The organism is Pseudomonas mohnii (assembly GCF_900105115.1).
In the GTDB taxonomy this organism is placed as follows: Bacteria; Pseudomonadota; Gammaproteobacteria; order Pseudomonadales; family Pseudomonadaceae; genus Aquipseudomonas; species Aquipseudomonas mohnii.
The window spans coordinates 2,957,346-2,976,238 of sequence record NZ_FNRV01000001.1 but is presented as its reverse complement, the minus strand read 5'-3'; the positions used below and the strand labels follow the sequence as shown (position 1 = coordinate 2,976,238).

12 protein-coding genes and 1 pseudogene are annotated in these 18,893 nt (G+C 60.0%); 7 read left to right on the top strand and 6 right to left on the bottom strand.

Annotated elements, in window-relative coordinates:
• Positions 1 to 94: 94 nt before the first annotated feature.
• From BLV61_RS13710 to glnA, 3 genes are all read right to left on the bottom strand, one after another.
• Positions 95 to 610, bottom strand: coding sequence for a DUF4124 domain-containing protein (locus BLV61_RS13710; RefSeq protein WP_090465733.1), 516 nt, complete (start codon positions 608 to 610; stop codon positions 95 to 97).
• A 25-nt stretch (positions 611 to 635) separates the two neighbouring features.
• Positions 636 to 1,055 (bottom strand): cupin domain-containing protein, encoded by a 420-nt coding sequence (locus BLV61_RS13705; RefSeq protein WP_052193644.1) that lies wholly within the window; start codon positions 1,053 to 1,055, stop codon positions 636 to 638.
• A gap of 182 nt (positions 1,056 to 1,237) precedes the next feature.
• Positions 1,238 to 2,644 carry a type I glutamate--ammonia ligase gene (gene glnA / locus BLV61_RS13700; protein WP_047536354.1) on the bottom strand — a complete coding sequence of 469 codons (1,407 nt, stop codon included), beginning with the start codon at positions 2,642 to 2,644 and terminating at the stop codon, positions 1,238 to 1,240.
• Positions 2,645 to 2,972: 328 nt separating this feature from the next.
• Between glnA and thiI the strand changes: the two genes are divergently transcribed.
• Together thiI and typA are read left to right on the top strand one after the other, a co-directional pair.
• On the top strand, positions 2,973 to 4,427 hold the full coding sequence (gene thiI, locus BLV61_RS13690) for a tRNA uracil 4-sulfurtransferase ThiI (protein ID WP_047536356.1): 1,455 nt from the start codon (positions 2,973 to 2,975) through the stop codon (positions 4,425 to 4,427).
• 139 nt (positions 4,428 to 4,566) lie between these two features.
• Positions 4,567 to 6,387, top strand: coding sequence for a translational GTPase TypA (gene typA / locus BLV61_RS13685; protein WP_090465730.1), 1,821 nt, complete (start codon positions 4,567 to 4,569; stop codon positions 6,385 to 6,387).
• A gap of 228 nt (positions 6,388 to 6,615) precedes the next feature.
• Here typA and BLV61_RS13680 read toward each other — a convergent pair whose 3' ends face one another.
• On the bottom strand, positions 6,616 to 7,053 hold the full coding sequence (locus tag BLV61_RS13680) for a YkgJ family cysteine cluster protein (protein ID WP_047536361.1): 438 nt from the start codon (positions 7,051 to 7,053) through the stop codon (positions 6,616 to 6,618).
• A 255-nt stretch (positions 7,054 to 7,308) separates the two neighbouring features.
• Here BLV61_RS13680 and BLV61_RS13675 point away from each other — a divergent pair, with 255 nt between their 5' ends.
• The 5 genes from BLV61_RS13675 to BLV61_RS13655 all read left to right on the top strand — a co-directional run bounded on the left by BLV61_RS13675 (position 7,309) and on the right by BLV61_RS13655 (position 16,759).
• On the top strand, positions 7,309 to 9,759 hold the full coding sequence (locus tag BLV61_RS13675) for a glycogen/starch/alpha-glucan phosphorylase (protein WP_047536363.1): 2,451 nt from the start codon (positions 7,309 to 7,311) through the stop codon (positions 9,757 to 9,759).
• Between the two features lie 157 nt (positions 9,760 to 9,916).
• Positions 9,917 to 13,504: a DUF2339 domain-containing protein gene (locus BLV61_RS13670; protein WP_090465727.1), complete on the top strand. Its 3,588-nt coding sequence runs from the start codon at positions 9,917 to 9,919 to the stop codon at positions 13,502 to 13,504.
• Positions 13,501 to 14,871, top strand: a complete 1,371-nt coding sequence (locus BLV61_RS13665) for a DUF3999 domain-containing protein (protein ID WP_090465724.1) — start codon at positions 13,501 to 13,503, stop codon at positions 14,869 to 14,871. The genes BLV61_RS13670 and BLV61_RS13665 overlap by 4 nt, the downstream gene beginning before the upstream one ends.
• 271 nt (positions 14,872 to 15,142) lie before the next feature.
• Positions 15,143 to 16,153 carry a class 1 fructose-bisphosphatase gene (locus BLV61_RS13660; RefSeq protein WP_047536368.1) on the top strand — a complete coding sequence of 337 codons (1,011 nt, stop codon included), beginning with the start codon at positions 15,143 to 15,145 and terminating at the stop codon, positions 16,151 to 16,153.
• 3 nt (positions 16,154 to 16,156) lie between these two features.
• The gene (locus tag BLV61_RS13655; RefSeq protein WP_090465722.1) at positions 16,157 to 16,759 is read left to right on the top strand and encodes a DUF924 family protein; all 603 of its coding nucleotides are present in this window, start codon (positions 16,157 to 16,159) and stop codon (positions 16,757 to 16,759) included.
• 234 nt (positions 16,760 to 16,993) lie between these two features.
• On the opposite strand, the gene BLV61_RS32110 is transcribed toward BLV61_RS13655, so the two are convergent.
• A complete protein-coding gene (locus tag BLV61_RS32110) occupies positions 16,994 to 17,758 on the bottom strand; it encodes a methyl-accepting chemotaxis protein (protein ID WP_422625966.1) in 765 nt (254 codons plus the stop codon).
• Positions 17,759 to 17,851: 93 nt separating this feature from the next.
• A pseudogene (locus BLV61_RS32105) lies at positions 17,852 to 18,874 on the bottom strand (HAMP domain-containing protein); the annotation flags it as partial.
• Positions 18,875 to 18,893: the final 19 nt, after the last annotated feature.

The following is an 18,893-nucleotide window of genomic DNA, read 5'->3' as shown; positions in this document are numbered from 1 at the left end:
GGGGAGAAGCGCAGGCGTAGATTTTTTGTGGCGGGTCGGCCGCTGAAGACCCGATTCCGGCAGCGTGAACCGGCAAGCGATCAGCGCCAGGCGTTCAACGCTTATGCACCCGTTGCAGGGTAAAAGTCACGGTTGGGCTTTGCTGTATGACCGTATCGCCATCGATCACTTGCACGGCGATACGATGCTGGCCGCGATCGATATTCACCAGTTGCAGGATCGGTACGTTACCGGGTTGGCCATACGGTTGATCGTCCAGCCATAGTCTGAGCAGATGCGTTCCTTGCAGGCGAGGCTTGATGAGTACGTTGACGGTGAAGGTGCCGTCGTTGGCGCGCAGGGCTTCGGTGACGGGCAGGCCAGTGAGTTCCAGTACCTCATACGTGACGTGAGGTTGTTCGGGGTTGGCGGCTTTGTCTGGCGGTTCCGGTTTTCTCGGTGGCTGACTTTCGACACTGTTGAGTGGTGGCAACTCGACCGGTTGGGCTTTAACGCCATCTGGCGGTTGATTGCTGTATCCGGTGTTGCCATCGGCGTCGGTGTATTTGTAAATCTGCGCCATCACGGGAAAAGCCAAAGACAGCAGCAAAAGCATTGATAACAGCCGCATTCAGACTCCAGGTGGGCCGCGAGGATTACTCCGACAATGGAATACCTTGGCTGCCAGCATAGAACACAATAAGTTCTACCGGCTTGTTACCGGTCTTTCCACGATGCGTGATATTGACCATTTCAGCCAGCGCGTCGCCCTGTTTGAAGTGCTGGATCTTGCCGTTGTCCCTGCTCTCCACCGTCAATTCGCCCGCAAGAATGTATGCCGCGTTGGGGATCGGGTGGGTATGCCAGTCGAGTTCGGTGTTGGCAGGTATCTTGAGTTTGAGCATTGACAGTTCGGGTGCGGAGTCGGGGTAGCGAATGTAAGGCGTGCTGTCCCAGGATGTGCTGGTTTGCAGCAGGATTTTGCGTTCGATACCCGCCGGAGGTGAGGCGGGGCTGCAGCCCAGCAACGCAGTGGTCAAAGTGGCGATCAGGGGTGTGAGCAGGCAGGTCTTCATTCTTCCATCCATTGAATTCAAGCAAGTCGATATAGGCTACGAGCTACTCGAATGGATTGATGCCGGACGATGCTGTGAATGTCCGAGGAGAATGAGCAAGCCGTTGTCGGAAACTGCCCACAAAAAAGGCCTTCCGAAGAAGGCCTCTTTTTTGTCACGCCGCTTGCGCAGGCGCTACCGGATTAGCAGCTGTAGTACAGCTCGTATTCCAGTGGGTGTACGAAGGTACGAACCTTGATTTCTTCTTCGCTTTTCAGGGCGATGTAAGCGTCGATGAAGTCGTCGCTGAAAACGCCGCCTTTGGTCAGGAACGCACGACCTTTGTCCAGCTCTTCCAGGGCTTCTTTCAGGCTGCCGCAAACTTGTGGGATCTCTTTCGCCTCTTCAGGCGGCAGGTCGTACAGGTTTTTGTCAGCTGCATCGCCAGGGTGGATCTTGTTCTGGATGCCGTCCAGGCCAGCCATCAGCAGTGCGGCGAACGCCAGGTACGGGTTGGCAGCCGGGTCCGGGAAGCGCGCTTCGATACGGCGGGCTTTCGGGCTCGACACGTAAGGAATACGGATCGAAGCGGAACGGTTGCGAGCCGAGTAGGCCAGCATTACTGGAGCTTCGAAACCTGGAACCAGACGCTTGTAGGAGTTGGTGGCCGGGTTGGTGAAGCCGTTCAGGGCCTTACCGTGCTTGATGATGCCGCCGATGAAGTACAGGGCGGTATCGGACAGGCCGGCATAGCCTTCGCCTGCGAAGGTGTTCTTGCCATCTTTCCAGATGGACATGTGTACGTGCATGCCCGAACCGTTGTCGCCGTACAGAGGCTTAGGCATGAAGGTAGCGGTACGGCCGTAGGCATCGGCAACGTTGTGCACGACGTACTTCAGGGTTTGGGTTTCGTCGGCTTTCTTCACCAGGGTGTTGAACTTGACGCCGATTTCGTTCTGGCCGGCAGTTGCCACTTCGTGGTGGTGAACTTCGACGGTCAGGCCCATTTCTTCCAGTGCGTTGCACATGGAGGTACGGATTTCGTGGTCGTGGTCGAACGGTGGAACCGGGAAGTAGCCGCCTTTGACGCCTGGACGGTGGCCCTTGTTGCCGCCTTCGATGTCCTGGTCGGACATCCAGGAACCTTGTTCGGAGTAGATCTTGAACATGGAACCGGAAATGTCGGACTTGAACTTGACTTGGTCGAAGATGAAGAACTCTGGCTCTGGACCGGCGAACACGGTGTCACCGATACCGGTGGCTTTCAGGTGCTCTTCGGCGCGCTTGGCGATCGCACGTGGGTCGCGATCGTAGCCTTGCATGCTCGAAGGTTCGATGATGTCGCAGACCAGGATCAGGGTCGGCTCTTCGGTGAACGGGTCGAGAACGGCGGTGGAATCGTCCGGCATCAGGATCATGTCGGAGGCTTCGATGCCTTTCCAGCCAGCGATGGAAGAACCGTCGAACATCTTGCCGACTTCGAAGAAGTCTTCATCCAGCGCGTCGCGAGCCGGCATGGTCACGTGGTGCTGAGTGCCTTTGGTGTCCGTGAACCGCAGATCAATCCACTTGACGTCATGATCTTTGATGAGTTGAACCGACTTCGACATAGTGTCCTCCGGGTGGCTTAGGGCTGGTAGTGGATGCCCTTAAATGTTTGTGATGCCGGCGCGAATACTCTGCCAAGGCAACCTGCCTCACAAGGGAGCAAATTGCATGCCAGTGCCCCAGCATGGGTTTTTTGCCCCAATTTCACGCTTATAGAGGTGCGAGGCCTATAAATGCTTGAATTAGCGCCCCTTAATGTGGCGCTCAGACCTCAAAGTGACCTGTTTTGGTGCGTGCAAAACCTTCTGCACATTAACTGGTTAAACCTTGAGCAATTTCCGCTATAATCCGCGCCCCCCTTTTTCGGCTGGCCCAGCGCGCGCTGTTTTCATGAAACTAATCGTAAAAGTCTTTCCCGAGATCACCATCAAGAGCCGCCCGGTACGGATGCGTTTCATCCGCCAATTGGCCAAGAACATCCGTGCCGTGCTCCGCGATCTGGACCCGGCTGTGGTGGTGAACGGTGTGTGGGACAACCTCGAGCTGGAAACCCGTGTCAGCGACCCCAAGGCCCTGAAAGAGATGGGCGAGCGCCTGAGCTGCATGCCGGGCATCGCGCACTTCCTGCAGATCGACGAATACCCGCTGGGCGATTTCGACGACATCGTCGAAAAGTGCAAGCAGCACTACGGTGATGCACTGGCCGGGAAGATTTTTTCGGTGCGCTGCAAGCGCGCCGGCAAGCACCCATTCAGCTCAATCGACATCGAGAAATATGTCGGCAGCCAGTTGCGCCGTCAGTGCGGTGCCGCCGGGATCGACCTGAAAAAGCCGGAAGTCGAAGTCCGCATCGAAGTTCGCGACCAACGGTTGTTCGTGATCCACAGCCAGCACAACGGCATCGGCGGTTATCCGCTGGGTGCGCTGGAGCAGACGCTGGTCTTGATGTCCGGCGGTTTCGACTCGACCGTCGCCGCCTACCAGATCATGCGCCGTGGCCTGATGGCCCATTTCTGCTTCTTCAACCTGGGCGGCAGGGCCCATGAATTGGGCGTTATGGAAGTCGCGCATTTCATCTGGAAGAAGTACGGCAGCTCCCAACGCGTGTTATTTGTCAGTGTGCCATTCGAGGAAGTGCTGGGAGAAATTCTCGGTAAAGTCGATAACAGTCATATGGGCGTAGTATTGAAGCGTATGATGTTGCGCGCTGCGTCCCAAATCGCCGATCGCCTGCACATTGACGCATTGGTTACCGGTGAAGCGATTTCCCAGGTTTCGAGCCAGACACTGCCGAACCTGTCCGTGATCGACTGCGTGACCGACAAGCTGGTGCTGCGCCCACTGATCGCCAGCCACAAGCAGGACATCATCGACCTGGCCAACGAAATCGGTACCGCCGACTTCGCCCGGCACATGCCGGAGTACTGCGGGGTCATTTCGGTGAACCCCAAGACGGCGGCCAAGCGCCATCGGGTGGAGCACGAAGAGAAAGAATTCGACATGGCGGTGCTTGAGCGTGCGCTCGAGAACGCCAAACTGGTGCCGATCGATCGCGTAATCGATGAATTGGGCCAGGACGTTCAGATTGAAGAAGTCAGCGAAGCGCTGGCCGGTCAGATCGTGATCGACATCCGCCACCCGGATGCCGCCGAGGATGACCCGCTGGAACTCGCTGGTATCGAGGTACAAACGATGCCGTTTTATGCTCTGAACGCTCGTTTCAAGGAACTGGACCCTACTCGCCAGTACCTGTTGTATTGCGACAAAGGCGTGATGAGTCGCCTGCATGCCCACCATTTGCTCAGTGAGGGGCATGCCAATGTGCGCGTTTATCGACCGAGCTAAGTGCCCGGGGCTGTTTGCCTGTGGCTTGCGTCACCGGCCCCCCGACGCCGCCGTCAAGCTGTAACGGCTTTCACGGACGCTACTGTTAATCGCTGCCACGACCTGTCAGCACACCGAATCCTCTGATCGAGATACACAAGTGATCGAAAATCTACGCAACATCGCCATCATTGCCCACGTTGACCATGGTAAAACCACCCTGGTAGACAAACTCCTGCGTCAATCCGGCACCCTGGAGCGCAACGAGCTCAACGACGAGCGCGTGATGGACTCCAACGACCAGGAAAAAGAGCGCGGTATTACCATTCTGGCGAAAAACACCGCCATCAACTGGAACGGCTACCACATCAACATCGTGGACACCCCGGGCCACGCCGACTTCGGCGGTGAAGTTGAACGCGTAATGTCGATGGTCGACTCCGTTCTGCTGCTGGTTGACGCTCAAGACGGCCCTATGCCGCAAACCCGTTTCGTGACCAAGAAGGCTTTCGAAGCCGGCCTGCGTCCAATCGTGTGCATCAACAAGGTTGACCGTCCAGGCGCGCGTCCGGACTGGGTTCTGGACCAGATCTTCGACCTGTTCGACAACCTGGGTGCCACCGAAGAACAGCTGGACTTCAAAGTCGTCTACGCCTCGGCCCTGAACGGTATTGCCGGTCTGGACCACAACGAAATGGCTGAAGACATGACCCCGCTGTACCAGTCGATCGTCGACAACGTACCGGCGCCGGCTGTTGACCGTGACGGTCCGTTCCAGATGCAAATCTCCGCACTGGACTACAACAGCTTCCTGGGTGTTATCGGCGTTGGCCGTATCGCTCGTGGTCGCGTCAAGCCGAACACTCCGGTTGTGGCGATCAGCGCCGACGGCAAAAAGCGTAACGGTCGTATCCTGAAGCTGATGGGTCACCACGGTTTGCACCGTGTCGACGTTGAAGAAGCAGCTGCCGGCGACATCGTGTGCATCAGCGGTATGGACGAGTTGTTCATCTCCGACACCCTGTGCCAGCTCGACACCCCGGAAGCGATGAAGCCTCTGACCGTTGACGAGCCAACCGTTTCCATGACCTTCCAGGTAAACGACTCGCCTTTCTGCGGTAAAGAAGGCAAGTTCGTGACTTCCCGTAACATCAAGGAACGTCTGGACAAAGAGCTGCTGTACAACGTTGCACTGCGCGTTGAAGAAGGCGACTCGGCTGACAAGTTCAAGGTTTCCGGCCGTGGTGAGCTGCACCTCTCGGTACTGATCGAAACCATGCGTCGCGAAGGCTTCGAAATGGCTGTAGGCCGTCCGGAAGTGATCATCCGTCTGGTTGACGGCGTGAAGCACGAACCGTACGAAAACGTGACCATCGACCTGCCGGAAGAATCCCAAGGCAAGGTGATGGAAGAGATGGGCCTGCGTAAGGGCGACCTGACCAACATGGTGCCGGATGGCAAGGGCCGTGTACGTCTGGAATACAACATCCCTGCTCGTGGTCTGATCGGTTTCCGTAACCAGTTCCTGACCCTGACCAACGGTGCTGGCATCCTGACCTCGATCTTCGACCGTTACGACGTGATGAAGTCCGGCGACATGTCCGGCCGTCAGAACGGCGTTCTGGTTTCGGTTGAAACTGGCAAGGCGCTGACCTACTCCCTGGAAACCCTGCAGGCGCGTGGCAAGCTGTTCGTTGAACACGGTCAGGAAATCTACAACGGTCAGATCGTTGGTCTGAACAGCCGTGACAACGACCTGGGCGTTAACCCTACCAAGGGCAAGAAGCTCGACAACATGCGTGCTTCGGGTAAAGACGAAACCATCGCCCTGGTTCCACCTGTTCGCTTCACCCTGGAACAGGCTCTGGAATTCATCCAGGACGACGAGCTGTGTGAAGTCACTCCTAAGTCCATCCGTCTTCGCAAGAAGATCCTGGACGAAAGCGAGCGTACCCGCGCTGCCAAGAAAGCCAAGGCGTAACCTTTAGCCTGGCTCAACGAAAACGCCCCCGGTCGAAAGGCCGGGGGCGTTTTTGTTTGTCTGCGATTAGTCTGGAGTTCGTGCGGTGTCGGTGCTGCCCTCTTCGCTGGCAAGCCAGCTCCCACAGGGTTTTGAGTCGTACATGAAATTTTTGTACGACAACAATCATTGTGGGAGCTGGCTTGCCAGCGAAGGCGGCCGATCAGCCACCGCCAATGTCAGGCGGAATCAGAACCGCTCGATATGCCGCGAATTTTTCTCGCGCTCCACTTCTTTGGGCTTGTACGCGCAATACCCCGGCCGCGGGCCGATTTTCGGGTGGTTTCGGCAGGTGTCCGGGCGCTTTTCATAAATAGTGCACAGACGGCTCTTACGATCCAGGTACAGGCAATCGTTGTTGCTCATGCGCTGAAGGGTGAAGATCTCGGACTTCTGGTTGTAGCGCTCGACGATCCCTTCCTTCTGCAGGCGCTTGGCGATGTTCTTCGGCGGGTCGCCGCGCTCGAACTCGTCGACGATACCGATACGGATCAGATCCTTGATCTTGACCTCGACAGGCAGCGTGCAGCAGCTGGATATGCAGGAGCCGCACATCGGAGCAGAGTACTTGGCCCAGGTATCGAGTCGGTCGATCTCCGCGGCGGCGATCAGGTTCGGCTTCATCATCGGTTGTTACCAGCATGCATCAGGGCGCGCGATCATACCGGGACTGGTGGATTTTTGAACAACCTTTCGCCAGATTTTTTGCGTTGGGTGGCCGATTGGCCATAAATTCGGCACGGCCCCTGCATTGATTCCAGTACACGACAATGTATTAACGATCTAAGTCGCACTAACAGGAAAAACTGCCGAACCAGAGCCTCTACCGCCTGTCAGACCGTCTAGGCTCAGACAACTCAAAGCTCGCTCGAGGTCTTATCGATGACTCAAGAACCACTTGTTCGCGAAGCAGAGGTGGCCGCATTCCGCGACGCCGTCTTGACCAAGCTCACCTACGCGGTGGGCAAAGACCCGGATCACGCCTTCGACCATGACTGGTTCGAAGCCATTGCGCTGGCGGCGCGTGATCACATGGTGGAGCACTGGATGGACCATACGCGCCAGATCTACCGCAAAGGTCAGAAGCGCGTTTACTACCTGTCCCTGGAATTCCTCATCGGCCGCTTGCTCTACGACAGCCTGAGCAACCTCGGTTTGCTGGACGTGGCGCGTGAAGCGCTGACCGAGCTGGGCGTCGACCTTGAACGCATTCGCTTGCTGGAGCCCGACGCAGCGCTCGGCAATGGCGGCCTCGGTCGTCTGGCGGCGTGCTTCATGGAAAGCATGTCGACCCTGGGCATCGCCGGTCATGGCTATGGCATTCGGTACGAGCATGGCTTGTTCCGTCAGGCCATTGTCGACGGCTGGCAACAGGAGCAGACCGAACACTGGCTGGATTTCGGCAACCCCTGGGAGTTCGAGCGGCCGGAAGTGGTGTATCCGATTGGTTTCGGCGGCAGCGTCGAGACCGTGACCGATGAAGGCGGCAAGTCCAGGCAAGTCTGGCACCCGGCGGAAACCGTGCGGGCCATTGCCTACGACACGCCGGTGGTCGGCTGGCGCGGGGCGAGCGTGAACACGCTGCGACTGTGGCGTGCGCGGGCCATGGAAGATCTGCACCTGGAACGTTTCAACGCCGGTGACCACCTGGGAGCGGTCGCCGAAGTGGCCCGGGCCGAAAGTATCTCCCGCGTGCTCTACCCGGCCGACAGCACCGAAGCCGGCCAGGAACTGCGCCTGCGCCAGGAATACTTCTTCGTCGCCGCGTCCCTGCAGGATTTGCTGCGCCGCCATCGCAACATGCACACCTCGGTACTGACGCTGGGCGATCACGCGGCGATCCAGCTCAATGACACCCACCCGTCGATTGCCGTGGCCGAGCTGATGCGTCAATTGGTCGACGTCTACGATGTGGCGTGGGACGCCGCCTGGCAGGTTACGGTCGACACGTTGTCCTACACCAACCACACGCTGTTGCCCGAAGCGCTGGAAACCTGGCCGGTCGGCTTGATGGAGCGCATGCTGCCGCGGCACATGCAGATCATTTACCTGATCAACGCCCAGCACATCGACTCGTTGCGGGCCAAAGGCATTCACGACTTCGACGTGTTGCGCGCGGTATCACTGATCGAAGAAGACAACGGCCGCCGCGTGCGCATGGGCAACCTGGCATTCCTCGGCTCCCACAGCGTCAATGGCGTGTCCGGGCTGCACACGCAGTTGATGCGCAAAACCGTGTTCTCCGAACTGCACAAGCTCTATCCGGACCGGATCAATAACAAAACCAACGGCATCACCTTCCGCCGTTGGCTCTATCAGGCCAACTCCGAACTGACGTCGATGCTGGTCGATGCCCTTGGCCCGCAGCTGCTGGACAACCCTGAAGATCGCTTGCTCGGTCTGGAACCGTTCGCCGACAAGAGCGCATTCCGCAAGGCGTTTGCCGAGCAACGGCTGCACAGCAAAAGAGCCCTGGCCTACATCATTCACGAACGGCTGGGGGTGGCGGTCAACCCGGCGGCCATGTTCGACGTGCAGGTCAAGCGCATCCACGAATACAAACGGCAACTGCTCAACCTGATGCACACCGTGGCGCTCTATCAGGCGATTCGTGCCGAGCCGGAGGTCGATTGGGTGCCGCGGGTGAAAATCTTTGCCGGCAAGGCGGCGGCGAGTTATCACCAGGCCAAGCTGATCATCAAACTGACCAACGACATCGCCCGGGTGGTGAACAACGACCCGACCGTGCGTGGGTTGCTGAAAGTGGTGTTCCTGCCCAACTACAACGTCAGCCTGGCGGAAAGCATCATTCCGGCGGCGGACTTGTCCGAGCAGATCTCTACCGCCGGCTACGAAGCCTCGGGCACCAGTAACATGAAATTCGGCCTGAACGGCGCGTTGACCATTGGCACACTGGACGGCGCCAACGTGGAAATGTGCGAACGCATCGGCGCCGAACACATGTTCATCTTCGGTCTGAGTGCCCAGCAAGTCGAAGCGCGCAAGCAGAACCAGGAGTTCAGCGCAGTGCCGGACATCGCCGCATCCCATCGGCTCAGCGACGTGTTGCAAGCCATTCGTAGCGGGGTGTTCTCGCCGGATGATCCGTCCCGTTACACCGGACTGATCGATTCACTGGTGGATTACGACCGCTTCCTGGTGTGCGCCGATTTCGACTCCTACTGGAATGCGCAAATGCGCGTCGAAGCCCATTGGCATGACTCGAACGAATGGTGGCGCTCTGCGGTGCTGAACACGGCGCGGATGGGCTGGTTTTCGTCCGACCGGACCATTCGTGAGTACGCGACCGATATCTGGAAGGCACTGGAGTAACTATTCGCCCGGCCCGATATACTGGCGCCCGGGAAAGATCGCAGCCTTCGGTGGCGCCTACAGGTGAACATATCGTCCTGTAGGCGCTGCCGAAGGCTGCGATCTTTTGGGGCTGGCCAGGCTAGTCTTTCAGGGATTGTGCTCAAGGATATCGACCATGCAATGGATGTTCATGCTGATTGGCCTGGTGCTGGGCTGGATACTCGATGAGTCGTTCAGCGATGCGCTGCTCGGCGCGTTACTCGGGTTGGGCATCGGCCAGGCCATTCGCATCGCTCGATTGGGTTCCCAGGCCAACGAGCAGCGTCGCTTGCTGGAGCAGGCGCAGGTCGCGCTGCATGCGGTCGAGCAACGGCTCGCGGTGCTGGAAGTCACCAGCGTTGCAGCGTCTGAAACCCGCGAACCGGTCATGGGTGAAACTGTTCCCGTCCCGGACCTCGTTGGTGCGCAAGCCCCGGCCGAAACCCCGGAATTGATCTGGGAGCTGCCGCCCGAACTCGAACCCGTCGCTGCTGCGGCCACCGAAGCCAGTCGTCCGTCACCGGTCGATGCGTGGAAACCGGAGCCGGTTGCCCGCGAGGCACAATCCCCTGCCATTCCTCGCGGCCCCAATTTCATCGAGCGCGCGATCAGCGGTGCCCGTGCGTGGCTGTTCGGCGGCAACACCGTGCTGCGGGTCGGCGTCGTGCTGTTATTCCTCGGTCTGGCCTTCCTGCTGCGTTACGCCACTGAAGGCATGGTGGTGCCGATCGAGTTGCGTTACGCCGCAGTCGCGGCGGTGGCACTCGGTCTGCTTGGGTTGGGTTGGTGGCTGCGAACACGCAACAACCATTACGCGTTAATGCTGCAAGGCACCGGTATCGCGGTGTTGTACTTGACGGTGTTTGCGGCGATGCGTCTGCACCCGTTGCTCGAACCCTCGGCGGCGCTGGGGTTGCTGGTGGCGGTGACGGTGTTTTCAGCGATTCTGGCCATTACCCAGGATGCCTTGGGGCTGGCCGCTGCCGCCGCGCTGGGTGGGTTCGCCGCGCCGATCCTGACCTCTACCGGTGCCGGCAATCACGTCGCTTTGTTCAGCTACTTCGCGCTACTCAATGCCGGCATCCTCGCCATCGCGTGGTTCAAGGCCTGGCGCCTGCTGAACCTGATCGGCTTTGTCGGCACCTTCGGTATCGGCTTCGCCTGGGGGCTGCGTTCCTATACGCCAGAGTTGCTGTGGAGCACCCAGCCGTTTCTGATTCTGTTCTTCCTGATGTACCTGGCCATCGGCCTGTTGTTTGCCCGACGAAAGCTGCTGGAGATGAGCGACGCGCCCGAGGATGACAGCCGTGAAGCGCTGCTGCACTGGTCGGCGCGCAAAGGCGATTACGTCGATGGCACGATGCTGTTCGGCCCGCCATTGGTGGGTTTCGGATTGCAGTTCGCCTTGGTGCAGCACCTGGAGTTCGCCGCTGCGTTCAGTGCCTTGGCACTGGGCATGATCTACATGGGGCTGGCGCGGGCATTGATGGGGGGCCGGGCGCTACTGCTGGCGGAAACCTGCCTGGCGCTGGGCGTGATCTTCGCCAGTCTGGCGATTCCACTGGGGCTCGATGCGCGGTGGACATCCGCGGCATGGGCGGTGGAGGGGGCGGGTATTTTCTGGCTTGGCTTGCGTCAGCAACGACCGCTGGCCCGCGCGTTTGCGTTGTTCCTGCAATTGGGGGCGGCGCTGGCGTTTCTGAGCGAGTTGCGCGGCGGCGAGAGCAGCTTGCTGGACGGCGCGCCGCTGGGGGCATTGATGCTCGGCGCCGCGCTGCTGTTCAGTTTTTATCAACTACACAAAGCCTTGCCTGAACAGGTCTCGAATTGGGAACGACAGGGCCTGCCGGTGCTGGCTTGCCTCGGCCTGACGTTTCTCTATCTGCTGGCGCCGCTGTTCTTCTTCACCCATGGCACGGCGATCAGTTGGGCGCTGGCGGGGCTGGCGACCCTGTTCGTCGGCTTGCGCCTGCAATCGCGCACCTTCCTGTTCACTGCGTTTGCCGTGCAGTTGTTGGGCGGCGCGCTGTTCCTGTTGCGCCTGCAAGGCGCCGGCGACGAGTCTGGCGCGGTGTTGAGCGCCGGTTGGAACGGATTGCTCAGTGCATCCTTGATCGGCTTGGCGTTGATCGTCGGCATGCTGTTGGCGGCGCGTGATGACAGGGTACGCAGCGATGTGCGACTGCTGCGCGGATTGTCGGTGGTGTTATTGGCCGGTCTGATGCTGATCAACCTCGCGGTGTTGTTTGTCCTGCCATGGCAAACGGCGAGTGCGGTGTGGGCGGCCAGTGGTTTGTTGATCATCTGGCTGAGCCTGTACCTGAAGCAGCGGGTGAGTTTTGCCTTTGGCCTGGTGTTGCAGGTGATTGGCGGCGCGGCCTTCCTGATGGCCGGGCCGGAGTTGCTCGGGCCGTTGACCAGTGAAGGTTTGCGCCCCTTGGCCCATGGCGGTTTCTGGACGCCGCTGGTCTTGGGGTTGGCTGCACTGGTCGGGGCCTGGCGTTTGCAGCTCGGCAACCATGACACGGCGTTCGCTGTGCTGAACTTGCAGCGTTTGTCCGATGTGTTGCTGGTGTGGGGCGCGGGCTGGTGGGCGCTGGCGTGGATCAGTGAAGTACTGCGTTTTGCCCCGCTGAATCTGCAAGCGACTTTGCTGCTCGCCGTTGCCGCGCTAAGCGTTGCGCTATGGGGGTGGCTGACGCTGCGCCTGAAATGGCCGTCGCTGGGTTTACTCTGCACGTTGCTGATTCCGGCGGCTGGCCTGGTGTTGCTCGGCGCCTGGCATGGGCGTTATCACCCGGCGGCCAATGTCGGATGGCTGGCGTGGTTGGGCGTGTTTGTCGTGCACTTCATCGCGTTGCGACGTTTGGCTCCGATGCTGCCGGGGCGGGCGCTGAGTGCCGCCCACGTACTCGGCTGCTGGCTGTTGATCGGTGTGCTGGCCCTGGAACTGCGCTATGGCCTGCTGCTGTTGTCCGAGCAGTACAACGCTTGGCGCTGGTTGGGTTGGGCGATCCTGCCGAGCCTGTATCTGGTGCTGATGGCCGCTGCGCGTGCATGGCCTTGGCCGGTTTCGGCTTATCCCCGCGAGTACCGCGTGTATGCCGCCGCGCCGTTGGCCTTGCTGATGCTGGGCTGGTTCTGGCTGGCCAATATCGTCAGTGACGGCACCGCCGAACCGCTGCCGTACGTGCCGTTGATCAACCCGCTCGAATTGGGTTTGTTGTTTGCGCTGTCCGGTGTCTACGCCTGGTCCCGCAGCGCGGTGACACAACGGGTTATCGGCAGCGTTTACGCCGCTTGCGCCACGCAACTGATCGCCGGTGTCTCGTTGTTCGCGTTCTTCACTGCGCTGGTGATGCGTACCGCGCACCATTGGGGCGGTGTAGCGTTCGAGCTGGATGCGTTGCTCGAATCCATGTTGGTGCAGGCCGGCCTGTCGATCGTCTGGACCTTGATGGCCTTGGGGCTGATGATTGGTGGCCATTTGCGCCACCGTCGCGAAGTCTGGTTGATCGGTGCGGCGCTGATCGGCGTGGTGGTGGCCAAGCTGTTCTTTGTTGAGTTGAGTAACCGCGGCGGTCTGGCGCGGATCGTTTCGTTTATCGGCGTTGGTGTATTGCTGCTGGTGGTGGGCTATTTCGCCCCGTTGCCGCCCAAGCGCGCCGAGCCTGTGCCGGAAGCTGAAAAACCGGCCCCGGAATCCGAAGGAGTGTCGTCTTGAGTCATAAGCTGAACCTGGGCTGGTTGGGCGCAGTTGCAATGGGAATGGCCATGGCCGCTGTTGCCCAGGACAAACCGGCGGACTTCGCCACGCAGGTGCCGTTGTCCGTCAGTGGCGAAGGCCCGTGGTATCGCCTCGATTTGCCCATGGTCGTGCAACTGAATGCACGGCAGACCGACCTGAGCGATGTACGTGTGTTCGACGCGGCGGGTGATGCACAGGCCTACGCCCTGGCCCGGGAAACCGCGCAAACCGCTGACAACCGCAGGCTGACCGACGTGAAATGGTTCCCGCTGTACAACTCGATGGACGCCACCGAACACGCGCCAAGCGTGCGGGTGCAGTCGAGCGCCAATGGCACCCTGGTCGAGGTGCAGCCCTCCAGTCAGCTGGAGGCCGGCGAAGAAGCGTTGCGTGGCTGGTTGCTCGACGCCAGTGCCATCAAGGCGCCGTTGCAGCAGCTGATTCTCGACTGGACCAGTGAGCGCGATGGTTTTCAACGTTTCAGCATCGAGGCCAGCGACGATTTGCAGCATTGGCAGTCCTGGGGCGAAGGACAGGTGGCGCGGCTGACCTTTGCCGATGAGCGGGTCGAACAACACGAGGTCGGTCTGCCAGGACTGTCGGCGCGCTATCTGCGCTTGCTGTGGGACACCCCGTACTCGGCACCGACCCTCACGTCGGCGCAACTGGAAAGCGCCAGCTCCCGCCGCCTGCCGCTGCCGTTGGTCTGGTCGCCAGCGTTGGCCGGCAGCAGCGTGAAGGCCGGTGAATACACCTGGCAGTTGCCGATGGGGCTGAACGTCGAGCGGGTGCAGGTCGAGTTGAGCCAGCCCAACAGCCTGGCGCCAGTGACCTTGGACGGGCGTCGGGACAGCAGCCTGCCATGGCAACCGATGAGCAGCGCTTTGCTCTATCGCCTGACGCAGAACGGCCAGGATGTGGTGCAGAACGAGCTACAGCTGCCGGGGCAAACGGTCCAGCAGTTGAAACTGACCGTGGACGAGCGCGGCGGCGGTCTGGGTGCTCAGGCTCCGATGGTCAAGTACGCCGTGCGCGCCACGCAATTGGTGTTCCTGGCTCGCGGGCCGGGGCCTTATACCCTGGCGCTGGGAAGTTCCACGGTGAAGGCCGCTAACTTGCCGTTGTCGACGCTGATTCCGGATTACAGCGCTGCGAAACTGGCGACGCTGGGCAAGGCTTCGGTCGAGGGTGGGGGTGTGGTTACGCCGGTTGCCTCGCCGGTGCAGGCGTCCACAGGCACTGACTGGAAGAAATTCGGCCTGTGGGCCGTTTTGTTGCTGAGCGTGCTGTTCCTGGCGGCGATGGCGTTCAGTCTGCTGCGCAAACCGCCCGCCAAATCCTGAACTCGGGTGCTTCGCACCCCATCGCGAGCAGGCTCGCTCCCACAAGAAAGCGCAGTACCCGTGGGAGCGGGCTTGCCCGCGATAGCGGTCGATCAGTCAATGGAAAGGCTGAAATGACCGCTACTTTTCGGCTCACACCCGGACCATTTCCAACTACGCTGAACCCCGCGCATGAACTCTCTTCGGTCGATCACGTCTGATAGGAGGAAATGCGCCCCGACTCGCGTTAAACTGCGCGGGTTTTTAGCCCCCCATTCCTCCGGAGCCTTCCATGTCCCGCGTTACCTTGAGTCGCTATTTGATTGAGCAGACCCGTAGCAACAACACTCCTGCCGATCTGCGCTTCCTGATCGAAGTGGTGGCGCGTGCCTGCAAGGAGATCAGCCACGCCGTTTCCAAAGGCGCCCTGGGCGGCGTTCTGGGCAGCATGGGCACTGAAAACGTCCAGGGCGAAGTGCAGAAGAAGCTCGACGTTCTGTCCAACGAGATCCTGCTGGAAGCCAACGAATGGGGCGGTCACCTGGCTGGCATGGCGTCCGAAGAAATGGACAATGCTTACCAGATCCCGGGCAAATACCCGAAAGGCGCCTACCTGCTGGTTTTCGACCCGCTGGACGGTTCGTCGAACATCGACATCAACGCACCGGTCGGTACCATCTTCTCGGTGCTGCGCTGCCCGAGCGAATACCTGAGCCAGAACGAAGCCCTGAACGAAAAGGCCTTCCTGCAGCCAGGCACCCAGCAAGTAGCCGCCGGTTATGCCATCTACGGTCCGCAGACCATGCTGGTGTTGACCCTGGGCGACGGCGTCAAAGGTTTCACCCTGGACCGCGAAATGGGCAGCTTCGTACTCACCCACGAAGACATCACCATTCCTGAAACCACCCAGGAATTCGCCATCAACATGTCCAACCAGCGTCACTGGGAAGCCCCGGTGCAACGCTACGTCAGCGAATTGCTGGCGGGCGAAGAAGGCCCGCTGAAAAAGAACTACAACATGCGCTGGGTCGCCGCGATGGTGGCTGACGTGCACCGCATCCTGACCCGTGGCGGTCTGTTCATGTACCCACGCGACAGCCGCGAGCCATCGAAGCCGGGCAAACTGCGCCTGATGTACGAAGCCAACCCGATGTCGTTCCTGGTGGAACAGGCGGGCGGCGCGTCCACCGACGGCCACCAGCGCATCCTCGACATCAAGCCTGACGGCCTGCACCAGCGTGTTGCGGTGTTCCTCGGCTCGAAAGAAGAAGTTGCACGTGTCACGGGTTACCACAAGGAATAAACCATGAACGCGCCCTGGCAGCCGTTGCTCGAATGGTGGTTCGGTAAAGCCGAATCTTCCAGGGAGGTGGCGGCTGACAAGGGCACGTTATGGTTCGGCAAGCGTGACAGCCAGGACCTCGAAGCGCGCACGCGTTTCGGGGGCCAGGTCGAGCAGGCGCTGACCGGCGGTTTGACCGATTGGGCGCAATGCCCCGAAGGTTGGCTGGCTCTGGTGCTGCTACTCGATCAACTCCCGCGAATGATCTTTCGCGACTCCCCCAAGGCTTTTTCCGGCGACACCAGGGCTCAGGCGCTGGTAGCGCAAGGCATGGCTGCGGACTTCGATCGCCAGTTGCGCCCCATTCAGCGGGTGTTCATCTACCTGGTGTTCGAACACAGCGAACATCTGGCGGTACAGAACGAAGGTGTCTCGCGTTACATCGAACTGGTGGCGCAACAGCCGGACGTCGATCGGGCGCTGTTTGCCGACTATCTGGATTACGCCGAAAAGCATCAGAAAGTGATTGCGCAGTTTGGACGGTTTCCCCATCGCAATGCGGTGTTGGGGCGGGCGTCTACGGCTGAGGAGTTGGCGTTTCTGTCGAAGCCGGGGTCACGGTTCTAGCTTTTTGGGGCGGCGGCTTCCATCGCCAGCAGGCTGGCTCCCACATTTGATCTGTGGCGCTCACAAATCCCCTGTGGGAGCTAGCCTGCTAGCGATTGTGCCGGTAGCAGCACCTCAGATTCTGAAACTACCCACCAGATGCTTCAATCGCACCGCCTGCTGCTCCAGATCTGAACACGCGCGCAAATCCCCTGTGGGAGCTAGCCTGCTAGCGATTGTGCCGGTAGCAGCACCTCAGATTCTGAAACTACCCACCAGGTGCTTCAATCGCGCCGCCTGCTGTTCCAGGTCTGAACACGCGCGCAAAGTCGCCTGCAGGTTCTCCACACCTTCCTGGTTCAGCGTGTTGATCTCGGTGATGTCGACGTTGATCGATTCCACCACGGCTGTCTGTTCTTCGGTCGCGGTGGCGACCGACTGGTTCATGCCGTCGATTTCGCCGATGCGCTGGGTCACGCTGCCCAGGCGTTCTCCGGCCTGGTTGGCGATGCCGACACTGCTTTCGCTCTGGCGCTGACTGTCGGTCATGATGGTGACCGCTTCCCGCGCGCCGACCTGCAGTTCTTCGATCATCTTCTGCACTTGCTGTGCCGAATCCTGAGTGCGGTGGGCGAGGTTGCGCACCTCATCGGCCACCACTGCAAACCCGCGTCCGGCTTCACCGGCACGCGCCGCTTCAATGGCAGCGTTCAGCGCCAGCAGGTTGGTCTGCTGGGAGATACTGGTGATCACGTCCAGAATCTGCCCGATGTTGACGGTGTTGCTGTTGAGCGTCTCGATGTTGCCGCACGAATCGCTGATCTTCGCCGAGAGCTGCTGCATCGCGCTGATGGTTTTGTCCACCACCTGCTGACCGTCTTCGGCCAGGCTACGGGCATCGCTCGAATGCTGGGAGGCGAGGGCAGCGTTCTGGGCGATTTCCTGGGCGGCGGCGCCGAGCTGGTTGATCGCCGCAGCGACGCTGCTGGTACGCGAGGCCTGCTGGTCGGAGTTGAACATCGACGAGTTCGAGGCGGCCACCACACGCAGCGCCACTTCGTTGACCTGGCCGGTGGCCGAGGACACTTCAATGATCGAGGTGTGAATGCGTTCGACAAAGCGGTTGAATGACAGCCCCAGCGCGCCGAATTCGTCGTGACCGTGAATGGTCAGGCGTTTGGTCAGATCCCCTTCGCCTTCGGCGATGTCATGCATGGCGCGACCCATGGCCAGCAACGGCTGCATCAGGAAACTGATCAGCATGCTCAGCAACGCGATGATGATCACCACGGCAATCACCATGGCGATGAGCGCCGAGGTGCGGAATTCGCTGAGCATCGAGAACGCGGTGTCCTGGTCCAGCACCAGCGCCACATACCAATCGGCTGAAGGCACGCCGTTGACGTGGGTGAACGAGATGAACTGTTTCTTTGCGTCGACCTCGATTTCTTTCAGGCCCGGGCTGACTTTCGGCACACCGTTGGGGTAGGCATCGGCCAGGTTTTTGAGCACCAGTTTGCTGTCCGGATGGATCAGGATCTTGCCGTCGGCGCTGACAATGAAGGCATGACCGTGACCGCCGAAGTTCAGCGAGTTGATGATTGCACTGATGCTGGACAGGTCGATGTCGGCGCCGGCGACGCCGATCATCTGGCCCTGGCGTTGTACCGGGGTCGCGACGGTGATCACCAGTTTGCCCGACGAGGCGGAGATATACGGTTCGGTGACGATGGTCTGCTGCGCGCCGGTGGCCGCCTTGTACCAGCCACGGGCGCGCGGATCGTAGTCCGCCGCACGGTTACCGGTCGGGACCGAGAACATGACGCCGTCGGCACCGCCGAAGTAACTCAGCTGGAAGTTGCCGGTGTAGGCGGGCAAGTCGATGATGCGTTTCAGGCTGGCGGGGGCGCTGCCATCGGCGCTGACCTGTTGGGCCATCGATTGCAGCAACTGTATGCGGCTTTCCAGCCAGGTCTGAATATTACGGGTGGTCAGGCTGCCGAGTTCCTGCATCGAGGCTTCGGTGCTGTTATGCAGCGTTTGACGCTGGCGATAGTCGTTGAACAGGATGAAACAAGCGAATGCAACGGCCACCACGAGGGCAGCAGCCAACAAAATCTTGTGGCTGAACTTCATGTTTCTGGTCATTAAATGA

Coding starts and splice junctions, on each gene's coding strand:
- BLV61_RS13710 (WP_090465733.1), bottom strand. CDS start 610: ATGCGGCTGTTATCAATGCTTTTGCTGCTGTCTTTGGCTTTTCCCGTG.
- BLV61_RS13705 (WP_052193644.1), bottom strand. CDS start 1,055: ATGAAGACCTGCCTGCTCACACCCCTGATCGCCACTTTGACCACTGCG.
- glnA (WP_047536354.1), bottom strand. CDS start 2,644: ATGTCGAAGTCGGTTCAACTCATCAAAGATCATGACGTCAAGTGGATT.
- thiI (WP_047536356.1), top strand. CDS start 2,973: ATGAAACTAATCGTAAAAGTCTTTCCCGAGATCACCATCAAGAGCCGC.
- BLV61_RS13680 (WP_047536361.1), bottom strand. CDS start 7,053: ATGATGAAGCCGAACCTGATCGCCGCCGCGGAGATCGACCGACTCGAT.
- BLV61_RS13675 (WP_047536363.1), top strand. CDS start 7,309: ATGACTCAAGAACCACTTGTTCGCGAAGCAGAGGTGGCCGCATTCCGC.
- BLV61_RS13670 (WP_090465727.1), top strand. CDS start 9,917: ATGCAATGGATGTTCATGCTGATTGGCCTGGTGCTGGGCTGGATACTC.
- BLV61_RS13660 (WP_047536368.1), top strand. CDS start 15,143: ATGTCCCGCGTTACCTTGAGTCGCTATTTGATTGAGCAGACCCGTAGC.
- BLV61_RS13655 (WP_090465722.1), top strand. CDS start 16,157: ATGAACGCGCCCTGGCAGCCGTTGCTCGAATGGTGGTTCGGTAAAGCC.
- BLV61_RS32110 (WP_422625966.1), bottom strand. CDS start 17,758: ATGTTCAACTCCGACCAGCAGGCCTCGCGTACCAGCAGCGTCGCTGCG.